The sequence below is a fragment of the Colwellia sp. Bg11-12 genome (assembly GCF_014076955.1).
GTDB lineage: Bacteria > Pseudomonadota > Gammaproteobacteria > Enterobacterales > Alteromonadaceae > Colwellia_A.
Window position 1 is genome coordinate 57457 of the sequence record NZ_JACGUZ010000077.1, and the last position, 12761, is coordinate 70217.

Consider the following 12761-nt stretch of genomic DNA (forward strand, 5'->3'; position numbering starts at 1 on the left):
TTTTTTGCACAATGATATAAAAAAGTAAACAATATCGTGATTTATAGGTAGCGTGTTATATAACAAACTCAATGTTTAGATATTAATGATTTGAAACTGACTTAACTTTTATGCAGCTATATTGCGCTTGATTTCATGGGCTAAAAAATACAGTATTTTAGAAGCGATAGGTAGTATAAATACCAACAAAACGATCATAACTATTATCAAGTTTATAACCATTTTCTTGCGCATCGAAGTCGGAATAGCCTGTAAAGAAACCAATATCTGTATTCTTAGAAAGGGCATAATTAACACCCACACTGATTTCATTTGCGCCGCTTTGATTGAAATCTTTTAAATCACGGTAAGTGTAATTCGCCGTCGCGGTCCAATCTTTTGCTATATTAGTTTGTAAACCTACCGAATAACGATATTCATCTTTATTTTTGAGTTTTTCTTCATCCCACTTTACGTAGCCCACAGAGAAAATTAAGGCGAGGTTTTTATCAAAGACATATTTACCATTTAAATCAGCGCCATAAGCAACAGAATCACCGTTAATTGTTGACTCTTGATAACCTCTAATACCTAAGCCTACGGCTAACTCTAAACCTTTATCATTATCCTGACGAGCTAAAAAACGGTAATTAAGGCCACCTAAGCCAACGGTTAGGTTATCGGTTAAACCATAAGCAGCATTTAGATTTAATGCTACATGCCTCTGATCTTTTTCTTCGCCCCATGCTAATGCCCCACCAACAGAAATTGTGCCATCTGTTAATGTTAATGGTCGTAATACGCGATTTTCAGGGTATTCTGTTTCTGCAAAAACAGTTGATGATGCTAAAAGTAACGCGATGCTAATAAGTGATTTGTTCATAATGTTAATTCCCAATTTTTGTGTTTGTAGTTTATAAGGGAATAGTAAAGTGTTGTTACGTTCGTTTCCTTATGGGTTTTGTTGATTAAATGTAGCGGGAACGTGAGAAATTGTAAGAAGGTATACGGCTAAAAAACAGCAATGCTTGGAGTTTGATTAACTGTTTGGCATCGCGGTGGCGATGGTACAGAAAGGGGAACGAACGCTCCCCTTTCCAATCCCAGAAGCGCCCTGCTAAGCTAAAACTGAAATATTAATTTTAATTTTTGCCGTTATCTATACCTAACGAATGCTCGTCCCTGCGCGGCGTTAGTTATAGCCATCCATTGCTTCGATAAATATTGCACTTATCTAAATTAAGTCTCCGTTGCTGTGAGGGAACTGGAGTTTGTTGGACTAGTCGTGATGACTAACGAAAAAAACACAAATGAGTATATATTAACTACAGAAGAACCAAACACCAAATCTGCTTCATTAAACGCCGGAATGATGGCTAATATTCACGTATCACTGGCATGGATGCCAGTGAAAGTGCTGTTGGCACACGGATGTGCCATCAGCACTGGTACGTCGAAGAATATTAGACGTCATGGAGGAAACAAGTTTAATGTAGTAGCGCCGAGGGAGTCCAGAGCAGAAGGTTAGAGTGGAGGCAGTATGCTTTTCTTCTTGGGTGTCGTCACCACAGCGATAATGCATGAATAACGTACGCTAATTAATTTTACCCTGACACTATTTATTCAAGGTTCACCGTTTTACTGGACTAGATTCCGTACAAGAGACTTACGGAATGACGGTAGCTCCCCCCACCCTACCAACGCGCACCAAGTCTGCTTGAATCAAGTTCCGAAATGAAAGGTAATATTCACGTATGTTCATCAGGGATGATGAACAAAGTGCTGTTGGCACATGGATGTGCCATCAGCACTGGTACGTCTAGAATATTGGACGTCATGGAGGAAACACGTTTAATGCAGCAGAGCCGAGGGAGTCCAGAGGGAGGCCGGCGTCAGCCTCGCTCTGGGTGTCGTCGGCACCCCGACGCCAGACAGAAAAATAAAACTCCAAGCAGTTAAGTTAGAGTGGGCGTCCTTCTAATTTCGAGCCTATCAATTTTGGGAAAGTGTCCACCTAATTTGTCTACAGCAATGACTATCAAAATATAGATTAAAATGTATGCTACCCAAATGTATTGAATTACACAAAATCATCCCCAATTGATATATATAAAAACGAACTAATAATTCACTTCAATTAGGAAGAAAATGAAATTTTACATACCTAATTCAATTAGCTCAGATATAAGAAAAAAATTAGGCTACGTTAAGATTAGAAAAATTAAAGTCATAACCCATCCAAATTCAATTAAAGATGAATGTTTAGAAAATGTTCGTAGTTATATAGCCAACCATCAAGGAGAAGTTCAATTCGGTTGGAAGTTTAGCCTGTTAGGCAATGTAATACTTCGCTTGATCGCTCATGCAGTTGTAAAGAAAGAAAATAATGATTTGATCTGTATCTCACCAAATGAAGATCTAAAAGAAATAAATTTTTTACCTGATAATTCAATAAAAAATATGATTGAGGGTAAATACCTTCCAGGGAAACATCTATCTTTAATTAAGAATAAAAATATCAAGGAATATGCCTTGTTATTAGATAAAGCTGAAAAAGTGAAGTTTGAATTATTACCAGAAAATTTTCAAATTGAGCTTGATAGAATTAATTCTAAAGCCTCTTTCTATTTACCTACAGTTTACAGTGAATCCATAAAAATAACTAAAATGGATGAATATTGCTATTGTGGTTCAGGGATTCTAAGAGCTTTTTGCCATCAATAAAAAACCCGCTAAAAGCGGGTTTTCATTAAGAATAACAGTTTGCAATCAAAAGCTGATTACCAACCTGTTTTCTCTTTAAGTGCTACGCCGATATCAGCTAAAGAACGAACAGTTTTAACACCAGCCGCTTCTAATGCTGCAAATTTTTCATCAGCAGTACCTTTACCACCGGCGATAATCGCGCCAGCGTGACCCATACGCTTACCTTCTGGTGCAGTAACACCAGCAATGTAAGATACAACAGGTTTAGTAACGTGTGCTTTGATGTATTCCGCAGCTTCTTCTTCAGCAGTTCCGCCAATTTCACCAATCATTACGATTGCTTCAGTTTGTGGATCGTTTTGGAACATTTCCAATACGTCGATGAAGTTAGTGCCTGGGATAGGGTCGCCACCAATACCTACACAAGTAGATTGGCCAAAACCAGCATCAGTTGTTTGCTTAACGGCTTCGTACGTAAGCGTACCAGAACGTGAAACAATACCTACTTTACCTGGTAAATGGATATGACCAGGCATGATACCAATCTTAGTTTCGCCTGGAGTAATAACGCCAGGACAGTTAGGACCGATCATACGAACGCCAGATTGATCAAGCTTAGCTTTAACGTCAACCATATCTAAAGTTGGAATACCTTCAGTAATCGTAACGATAAGTGTAATGCCCGCATCAATAGCTTCTAAAATTGCATCTTTACAAAACGGAGCTGGAACGTAAATAACTGTTGCTGTTGCGCCAGTTGCTGCTACTGCTTCACGTACTGTATTAAATACTGGTAGGCCTAAATGCGTTTGACCGCCTTTACCTGGGCTTACGCCACCAACCATTTGTGTACCGTACTCAAGTGCTTGTTCTGAATGGAATGTACCTTGACCACCAGTGAAACCTTGACAGATTACTTTAGTATCTTTGTTAATTAAGATAGACATTATTTGCCCTCCGCAGCTGCTACAACTTTTGTCGCTGCATCAGTTAATGACTCAGCAGCAATGATATCTAAGCCAGAGTTTTTAAGAACTTCACGACCTAATTCAGCATTAGTACCTTCTAAACGTACTACAACTGGTACTTTAACGCCTACTTCTTTAACCGCGCCAATAATACCTTCAGCAATCATGTCACAACGTACGATACCGCCAAAGATGTTAACTAAAACAGCTTTAACATTGTCGTCAGAAAGAATGATTTTGAATGCTTCAGAAACACGTTCTTTCGTCGCTCCGCCGCCAACATCTAAGAAGTTAGCTGGCTTGCCGCCGTGTAGATTTACGATATCCATAGTACCCATTGCTAGGCCTGCACCGTTAACCATACAACCAACGTTACCGTCTAAGGCTACGTAGTTTAATTCAAAGCGTGCTGCATGAGCTTCACGTTCATCTTCTTGAGATGGATCGTGGAACGCGCGCATTTTAGGTTGACGGTATAAAGCATTACCATCGATACCAATTTTGCCATCTAAACAGTGAAGATTACCTTCGTCAGTAATAACTAACGGGTTAATTTCTAATAAAGCGAAATCGAAATCTTCAAACATTTTTGCAAGACCTAAAAAGATCTTAACAAATTGCTTCATTTGCGTTGGGTTTAAACCTAACTTGAAGCCTAATTCACGTGCTTGGTAAGGTTGAGCGCCAACAAGTGGATCGATTTCAGCTTGATGAATTAACTCAGGAGTCTCTTCAGCAATCTTCTCGATATCAACACCGCCTTCAGTAGAGGCCATGAATACTACTTTACGACTTGCGCGGTCAACAACAGCACCAAGGTATAATTCGTTAGCAATATCTGTACAGCTTTCTACTAAAATTTTTGCTACTGGCTGACCGTTTGCGTCAGTTTGGTAAGTCACTAAGTTCTTACCTAACCAGTTTTGAGCGAAGTCTTTAATTTCTTGCTTAGTTTTAACTAACTTAACGCCGCCCGCTTTACCACGGCCGCCCGCGTGTACTTGAGTTTTAACAACCCACATAGTGCCGCCGATTTTATCAGCCGCTTCTGCCGCTTCCTGAGGTGTATCGCAAGCGAAACCTTCAGAAACTGGTAAACCATATTCAGCGAATAATTGTTTCGCTTGATACTCATGCAAATTCATGGTGTATTTCCATTTATCTGTGAATGATAATGACAGCTGTTCTTAATTATAAATATAAGTAAAAGTCTTAATCATATATATAAATAAAAAGTTGCTATCATCGAAAAAAGTCGATGGATTATAATATAAAAGCTCTAAGGAACAAAGTCCCTAGAGCTAATACTATAGTCTAAATCGAAAGGTTAATTATTCTCAATTAAATATCAAGAAGTAGACGAGTTGGATCTTCTAACAAGTCTTTAATTGCCACTAAGAAACCAACAGATTCTTTACCATCAATTAAACGATGGTCATAAGAAAGTGCTAAGTACATCATAGGGAGTATTTCAACTTTTCCGTTAACAGCCATTGGTCTGTCTTGGATTTTATGCATTCCTAAAATAGCCGCTTGCGGTAAATTTAAGATTGGTGTTGAAAGTAATGAACCAAAAACACCACCGTTAGTAATCGTAAAATTACCACCTGTCATATCTTCAATTGAAAGTTTACCGTCACGACCTTTGATTGCTAAGCCACGGATACCATTTTCAATAGCGGCCATACCTAATTGGTCAGCATCACGTAAAACAGGTGTAACTAAGCCACGTGGTGTAGAAACAGCAATAGATATATCAAAAAAGTTATGATAAACAATATCATCGCCATCGATTGAAGCATTTACCGCTGGGAAGCGTTTCAATGCTTCAGTAACAGCTTTAACATAAAACGACATAAAACCTAAACGTGTATCATGTGTTTTCTCGAACAAATCTTTGTATTGTTTACGAAGATCCATGATTGGCTTCATGTTAACTTCGTTAAACGTCGTTAGCATTGCTGTTGAGTTTTTAGCTTCTAATAGACGCTTCGCAATCGTTTTACGTAAACGTGTCATTGGCACACGCTTTTGAGTACGTTCACCTAGATCTTGAACAACAGGAGCCGGAGCCGCAGCTTTTGCTACAGGTGCAGCAGCAGGTTTATTCATAGCCGCTTCAACATCTTCTTTAGAGATGCGTCCGCCTTTACCTGTACCTGAAACATCAGCAGCAGTTAAGCCTTTTTCCGTCATTAAACGACGTACTGAAGGACTCGCTAATTCGTCAGAGCTTATTGCTTCTTCTGCAGTTGCAGCAGGAGCGCTAGTTGTTGCCCCCGCATTTAGTTGACCAATAACTTGTGAACCTAATACCGTATCGCCTTCAACATGGATGATTTTACCAATCACGCCATTGTCTTGAGCAACAACTTCAAGTACCACTTTATCCGTTTCAATATCAACCAAGTTTTGGTCAACAGAAACCGTATCGCCTTCCGCAACATGCCAAGTAGCAACCGTTGCATCAGCAACAGACTCAGGTAAAACAGGTACAATAATGTCGATAACTTTTACTGCTGTTGCCGCTGGAGCAGGAGCTGATTTTTCAGCTGCTGCAGGCTTTTCATCTGCGGCTGGCTTTGCAGCTGCAGGAGCTGATTTCTCAGCTGATGCATCGCCTTCAGTAAGGATAGCAATAACTTGCTCGCCTAATACTGTTGCGCCTTCAGCTTGAGAAATCTCAGTGATCACACCATCAACGACGGCTTGTACTTCAAGCACGACTTTGTCAGTTTCAATATCTACTAATACTTGGTCACGTGAAACTTTATCACCTACTTGTACATGCCAAGTAGCTACGGTTGCGTCAGCAACAGATTCAGGTAAAACGGGAACCTTAATTTCGGTGGTCATTTATTTTATTCCTTACTCACTAGTCTTCAACAGATAGCGCGTCATTGACTAGCGCTTGTTGTTCTTTTACATGGACAGACATATAACCTACAGCTGGTGCTGCAGAAGCCTTGCGACCTGCATATGTCAAATAAGTACCTTCAGGTATTGCCGCTCGAAAATGATGCTGTGAACAATACCATGCACCTTGGTTTTGCGGCTCTTCCTGGCACCAAACGAATTGCTTCACATGCTGGTATTTCGCCAACTCTGCTTGTAGCTCTTCTTCTGGAAATGGATACAGTTGTTCGATTCGAATGATGACAACATTGTCTTGCTCACTCTTGCGACGCTGGTCAAGTAATTCGTAGTAAACCTTACCACTACAAAATACAACACGTTCAACTTTTTTAGGGTCGATATCGTCAACTTCACCAATAACATTATGGAAAACACCTGTCGATAGCTCTTCTAATGAAGAAACAGCTAAAGGATGTCGTAATAATGATTTAGGTGACATAACAATTAAAGGACGACGCATCGGACGTACCACTTGACGACGAAGCATGTTAAATACTTGCGCAGGTGTTGATGGCACACAAACTTGCATATTGTGATCAGCACAGAGTTGTAAAAAACGCTCTAAACGTGCTGATGAATGTTCTGGACCTTGACCTTCATAGCCATGTGGTAACAACATAGTTAGACCACACAAGCGACCCCACTTTTGCTCACCAGAACTAATAAATTGGTCAAATACTACTTGTGCACAGTTAGCAAAGTCGCCAAATTGTGCTTCCCAAATAGTTAAACCGGCAGGTTCTGCTGTGGTATAACCGTATTCAAAAGCGACCACTGATACTTCAGACAATACTGAGTCATGGATATCAAATGGACCTTGACCTTCACGAATATTTTTTAAAGGTAAATATTTGCTTGAATCTTCTTGGTTATGTAAGACAGCGTGGCGGTGGAAAAAAGTACCACGGCCAGAGTCTTGTCCGGTAATACGAACACGCTTACCAAGGTCAACAACAGATGCATAAGCTAAATTCTCAGCCATGCCCCAATCGAGTAATTTCTCTCCCGATGCCATTTTAACACGGTCGTCGTATATTTTCTTCACACGACCCTGCACTGGATGAGATTCTGGATATGTTGATATTGTCCCAGCAAGTTCTTTTAACTTCTCAACAGAAATTTCTTTCTCGTAATCATCATCCCAGTTATGACCGATGTATGGTGACCAATCGACTGAATGTTCAGTCATTGGTCGCCATTGCTCAACGGTACATTGGCCTTCGTCAAGTAACTTACGATAATACATCGATAATTCATTCGACTGTTCGAGGTTAATTGAACCTTCCTTGTCAAGTCGCTGAGCGTATAACTGACGAGGAGTTGGATGTTTTTTAATTTTTTTGTACATCAAAGGCTGCGTAGCACTTGGCTCATCAGCTTCGTTGTGGCCATGACGTCGATAACAAACAAGATCAATTACCACGTCACGTTTAAATTCGTTGCGATAATCGAGGGCAATTTGTGTTGCCAAGATAACGGCTTCTGGGTCATCACCATTAACATGAAGTATTGGCGCTGAAACCATTTTTGCTATTTCAGTACAATATTCACCACTGCGCGTATCTTCAGGATTAGACGTTGTAAAACCTACCTGATTATTGATAACGATACGTATCGTTCCGCCCACTTTAAATGCACGTGCTTGTGACATGTTAAAGGTTTCTTGAACCACACCTTGGCCAGCAATCGCTGCATCACCATGAATGGTAACGGGAAGAACCGTATCACCCACTTTATCACCACGTCTGTCTTGACGGGCACGAACTGAGCCCATAACGACAGGGTTAACAATTTCTAGATGCGATGGATTAAATGCCAAAGCCAAATGAACGTTGCCGCCGGGTGTTACAAAGTCTGATGAATAACCTTGGTGATATTTAACATCGCCTGATGATAAAATTTCATCGTGTTTACCGCCAAATTCGTCAAATAACTTCGACGGATTTTTACCCATCACGTTAACTAAGACATTTAAACGGCCTCGATGAGCCATACCAATAACAACTTCTTTGGTGCCTTGCGTACCAGCACGAGAAATAAGCTCTTTCAGCATAGGTATTAACGCATCACCACCTTCAAGGGAGAAACGTTTAGCGCCTGGAAACTTAGCCCCAAGGTATTTACAAATACCGTCGGCAGCAATGAGACCTTTCAGAATCTCTTCTTTTTGTTCAACAGAGAATTTTGCTTGCGACTGAACAGACTCTAAACGTTGTTGTATCCAACGTTTTTCATCGGTATCCGTAATGTGCATATACTCAGCACCGATAGAACCACAATAAGTGGTTTTAAGGGCTTTATACAGATCACCTAACTTCATCGCATCTTGAGAAGTAGCAAAGGAACCGACATTGAACTCTGTATCAAAGTCATTTTCTGAAAGTTCATGATGCGACAGTTGTAAGTCGCGTACCTTATCTCGTTTCCACAAACCTAATGGGTCAAGGTTGGCATTTTGATGTCCGCGAAAACGAAAAGCATTAATTAGCTGTAAAACTTTAACTTGTTTGGCATCACTACTACCAGAAACAACAACAGTTTTGTGGGATTGCTTAGCTAATTCTTTAAATTCGTTGCGGATTTCAGAGTGCCTGAACTCTAAGTCAGCACCTTCAATTTTTGGAAGTTGTTGGAATAAGACCCGCCATTCTGTAGAAACAGATTGGGAGTTATCCAAATAAGATTCGTATAATTCTTCAATGTAAGTAGCATTAGCGCCACTTAAATGAGAAGACTCTAACCAAGCCTTCATTGTACCTTCGGGCATTGCCTGTTCCTTTATGGGATAAAAGCAATAAAAAAATAAATAATTATCACTAGCAAGTCAATTAGACTTTTAGCTAATTATCATCTGCTAATGACGATTATTCCTGTTTTTAAAATTTCAGAGTGCTAGATAAATTAAAACCAACACTCTGTCATTTAAGTTTATACTGCGCGAGAAATCAACATCGACTTAATATGGCCGATAGCTTTCGTTGGGTTTAATCCTTTAGGACAAACATCCACACAGTTCATAATGCCATGGCAGCGAAATACACTGTAAGCATCTTGTAATCCATCTAAACGCTCTTCTGTTGCAGTATCACGGCTATCGATTAAGAAACGATAAGCATGTAACAAACCAGCTGGTCCAACAAATTTATCTGGGTTCCACCAGAAAGACGGACAAGAAGTTGAACAACAAGCACATAAAATACACTCGTATAAACCATCAAGCTTTTCGCGCTCTTCAATAGACTGAAGATGCTCTCGTGCTGGTGGGTTTTTACCATCATTAATTAAAAATGGTTTGATTTTTTCATATTGATTATAAAACTGAGTCATATCAATAACTAAATCACGAACTACTGGTAAACCAGGTAAGGGACGCAATACAATTTTCTTTGCTGGTACAGCAGATAATGGTGTAATACAAGCTAAACCGTTTTTACCATTGATGTTCATACCATCAGAGCCACATACACCTTCACGACATGAACGACGGAAAGAGATAGTAGTATCTTCCTCTTTTAGCAAAATAAGTGCATCAAGTACCATCATATCTGAGCCTTCTGGAATATCCAGCTCATAATCTTTCATGTAAGGTGCATTATCAACATCAGGGTTGTAACGATAAATCGAAAAAATTTGTTTCATTGCAATGCTCCTTAATATACACGAGCTTTCGGTGGGAAAGCTTCACGATGAATAGGTTTCATATTTACAGAACGTTTTGTCATGTCTTCTGTTTCTGGCGTGTAGATAGAGTGGCATAACCAGTTCTCATCATCACGTTCAGTGAAATCTTGACGGGCATGTGCACCACGAGATTCCGTACGGAAGTTAGCTGCTTTAGCTGTACAAAAAGCCGTTTCCATCAAGTTGTCTAATTCTAAACACTCGATACGTTGTGTGTTAAATTCTGAAGACTTATCATCGAGGCTAGCATGCTGAAGACGTTCACGGATATCCGTCAACTCTTTCATGCCTTCGGCCATAGCCTCACCTTCACGGAATACCGAGAAGTTAAATTGCATACATTTTTGCAAGTCTTTACGTATTTTAGTTGGACTTTCACCACCTTTTACAGATGACTCCCAACGATTAGTACGTGCTAATGAAGCTTCTAAGTCAGACTCAGAGGCATCTTTTCCACTTTGCGTATCATTTAAGTAAGTGCCTAAGAAATTACCCGCTGCACGGCCAAAGACCACTAAATCAAGGAGAGAATTACCACCTAAGCGGTTTGCACCATGAACAGAGACACAAGCAATTTCACCAACGGCAAATAATCCTTCAACGATAGTTTCTTTACCCGTTTCTGGGTTAAAGTTAATCGCTTGACCATTAACGTTACAAGGTACACCACCCATCTGATAATGACAGGTTGGTATAACTGGAATAGGTTCTACTGCTGGATCTACGTGAGCAAATGTTTTCGATAAATCACAAACACCTGGTAAACGTTTTTCAAGCGTTTCACGGCCTAAATGATCAAGTTTAAGCTTAAGATGCGGGCCCATAGGACCGTCAAAACCACGACCTTCGCGGATCTCTGTCATCATAGAACGAGCAACTACGTCACGACCTGCTAAATCTTTAGCATTGGGCGCGTAACGTTCCATGAAACGTTCGCCGTCTTTGTTTAGTAGGTAACCACCTTCACCACGACAACCTTCAGTAACAAGCGTACCTGCACCGGCTATTCCCGTTGGATGGAACTGCCACATTTCCATGTCTTGCATCTGTATGCCAGCACGAACTGCCATGCCAACACCGTCACCAGTATTGATGTGAGCATTAGTTGTTGATGCATAGATACGACCAGCACCACCAGTAGCAAGTACTGTTGCACGGGCTTTAAAGTAAACAATCTCGCCTGTTTCTATACAAATAGCGGTTGTACCAACAATAGCACCGTCACTGTTTTTAACTAAATCTAGCGCATACCATTCTGAATAGACGTTAGTTTTATTTTTAACGTTTTGTTGGTACAAACAATGTAATAAAGCATGGCCGGTACGATCGGCTGCGGCTGCAGTACGTGCAGCTTGTTCACCACCAAAGTTTTTAGATTGGCCGCCAAAAGGACGTTGATAAATCTTACCTTCTTCGGTACGAGAGAAAGGTAAACCCATATTCTCTAGTTCGATAATAGATTCAGGACCTGTTTTACACATGTACTCAATAGCGTCTTGGTCGCCGATATAATCAGAACCTTTAACGGTATCGTACATGTGTTGTTCCCAGTGATCTTCATGCGCATTACCTAGCGCAACGGTGATACCACCTTGTGCCGATACTGTATGAGAACGAGTAGGAAAAACTTTTGAAATCAAGGCACAAGATTTGCCTGATTCAGAAATAGCTAATGCAGCGCGCATACCTGCACCACCGGCGCCAATGACTATAGCGTCAAATTCACGAATTGGAACGCTCACTTATACACCCCACACAATTAAAAAGCCTGCCACAAGGTAGACTAATAAAGTAACAGAAAAGAGAAATTGTAATGACCCACGTAAGTATGCTGGTTTGATGTAATCCGACAATACTTGCCAAATACCAATCCACGCATGTACAACAAGTGATAAAAGAGCAAGCAATGTTGCAATTTTCACTGACATTAGGCTAAAAAAGCCATGCCATGTTTCAAAAGTAACTTCTGGGGTAACCACAAAAAAGCCAGCAATTATTAATGTATATATTGTTAAGATTATAGCACTGGCTCTTACGAGCATATAATCATGTACGCCATTTCGGCCTACAGTAGCAATGTTACTTACCATAACCATACTCCTACTACTACAGTTAATACAAACCAAAGAGCCATAGCAAATTTAGCACTGGCATTACCTGAAGCTAATTCTTCAAAATAGCCTGAGTCCATGAATAAGTGACGAACACCCATTAATATATGGAAGGTTAACGCAGAGATTATACCAAACAAAATGAATTTGAATAGGAAGCCATCAAGAAATGCTTGAATTTGAGCAAATCCTTCAGCGGAAGATAGAGATAATGAAAGTGTCCACAATAAAATACCAATAGCAAATACCATAATGACACCAGAAACACGGTGCAATATCGAGGCGTTTGCCGAAGGATGCATTTTGATTGTAGTCAGATCTAGGTTTACAGGACGTTGTTTTTTCACAATTTCGCCTAAAGAGTTTTTTGAGTCTTCAACTTTTTTACTATTGCCCAATG

10 protein-coding genes are annotated in these 12761 nt (G+C 40.1%); 1 reads left to right on the forward strand and 9 read right to left on the reverse strand.

Annotated elements, in window-relative coordinates; genetic code table 11:
• Window positions 1–157: 157 nt before the first annotated feature.
• Window positions 158–862, reverse strand: a complete 705-nt coding sequence (locus H4J39_RS14165; protein ID WP_182229062.1) for a porin — start codon at window positions 860–862, stop codon at window positions 158–160.
• A 1265-nt stretch (window positions 863–2127) separates the two neighbouring features.
• Between H4J39_RS14165 and H4J39_RS14170 the strand changes: the two genes are divergently transcribed.
• Window positions 2128–2703, forward strand: a complete 576-nt coding sequence (locus tag H4J39_RS14170; protein WP_182229063.1) for a hypothetical protein — start codon at window positions 2128–2130, stop codon at window positions 2701–2703.
• A gap of 56 nt (window positions 2704–2759) precedes the next feature.
• Here the strand turns inward: H4J39_RS14170 and sucD are convergent, their stop codons facing one another.
• The 8 genes from sucD to sdhC all read right to left on the reverse strand — a co-directional run bounded on the left by sucD (window position 2760) and on the right by sdhC (window position 12708).
• Window positions 2760–3632, reverse strand: a complete 873-nt coding sequence (gene sucD, locus H4J39_RS14175) for a succinate--CoA ligase subunit alpha (protein ID WP_182182097.1) — start codon at window positions 3630–3632, stop codon at window positions 2760–2762.
• Window positions 3632–4798: an ADP-forming succinate--CoA ligase subunit beta gene (sucC, locus tag H4J39_RS14180; protein ID WP_182229064.1), complete on the reverse strand. Its 1167-nt coding sequence runs from the start codon at window positions 4796–4798 to the stop codon at window positions 3632–3634. Before sucC ends, sucD begins: the two co-directional genes overlap by 1 nt.
• A 196-nt stretch (window positions 4799–4994) precedes the next feature.
• A complete protein-coding gene (odhB, locus tag H4J39_RS14185; RefSeq protein WP_182229065.1) occupies window positions 4995–6509 on the reverse strand; it encodes a 2-oxoglutarate dehydrogenase complex dihydrolipoyllysine-residue succinyltransferase in 1515 nt (504 codons plus the stop codon).
• A gap of 19 nt (window positions 6510–6528) precedes the next feature.
• On the reverse strand, window positions 6529–9336 hold the full coding sequence (locus H4J39_RS14190) for a 2-oxoglutarate dehydrogenase E1 component (RefSeq protein WP_182229066.1): 2808 nt from the start codon (window positions 9334–9336) through the stop codon (window positions 6529–6531).
• A gap of 161 nt (window positions 9337–9497) precedes the next feature.
• Window positions 9498–10208 carry a succinate dehydrogenase iron-sulfur subunit gene (locus tag H4J39_RS14195; protein ID WP_182229067.1) on the reverse strand — a complete coding sequence of 237 codons (711 nt, stop codon included), beginning with the start codon at window positions 10206–10208 and terminating at the stop codon, window positions 9498–9500.
• Window positions 10209–10219: 11 nt separating this feature from the next.
• A complete protein-coding gene (gene sdhA, locus H4J39_RS14200) occupies window positions 10220–11992 on the reverse strand; it encodes a succinate dehydrogenase flavoprotein subunit (RefSeq protein ID WP_182229068.1) in 1773 nt (590 codons plus the stop codon).
• Complete coding sequence (gene sdhD, locus H4J39_RS14205) at window positions 11993–12340, reverse strand: succinate dehydrogenase, hydrophobic membrane anchor protein (protein ID WP_182229069.1); 348 nt, start codon at window positions 12338–12340, stop codon at window positions 11993–11995.
• Window positions 12334–12708 (reverse strand): succinate dehydrogenase, cytochrome b556 subunit, encoded by a 375-nt coding sequence (gene sdhC / locus H4J39_RS14210; RefSeq protein WP_182229070.1) that lies wholly within the window; start codon window positions 12706–12708, stop codon window positions 12334–12336. Before sdhC ends, sdhD begins: the two co-directional genes overlap by 7 nt.
• Between the last annotated feature and the right edge of the window lie 53 nt (window positions 12709–12761).

Coding starts and splice junctions, on each gene's coding strand:
- H4J39_RS14165 (WP_182229062.1), bottom strand. CDS start 862: ATGAACAAATCACTTATTAGCATCGCGTTACTTTTAGCATCATCAACT.
- H4J39_RS14170 (WP_182229063.1), top strand. CDS start 2,128: ATGAAATTTTACATACCTAATTCAATTAGCTCAGATATAAGAAAAAAA.
- sucD (WP_182182097.1), bottom strand. CDS start 3,632: ATGTCTATCTTAATTAACAAAGATACTAAAGTAATCTGTCAAGGTTTC.
- sucC (WP_182229064.1), bottom strand. CDS start 4,798: ATGAATTTGCATGAGTATCAAGCGAAACAATTATTCGCTGAATATGGT.
- odhB (WP_182229065.1), bottom strand. CDS start 6,509: ATGACCACCGAAATTAAGGTTCCCGTTTTACCTGAATCTGTTGCTGAC.
- H4J39_RS14190 (WP_182229066.1), bottom strand. CDS start 9,336: ATGCCCGAAGGTACAATGAAGGCTTGGTTAGAGTCTTCTCATTTAAGT.
- H4J39_RS14195 (WP_182229067.1), bottom strand. CDS start 10,208: ATGAAACAAATTTTTTCGATTTATCGTTACAACCCTGATGTTGATAAT.
- sdhD (WP_182229069.1), bottom strand. CDS start 12,340: ATGGTAAGTAACATTGCTACTGTAGGCCGAAATGGCGTACATGATTAT.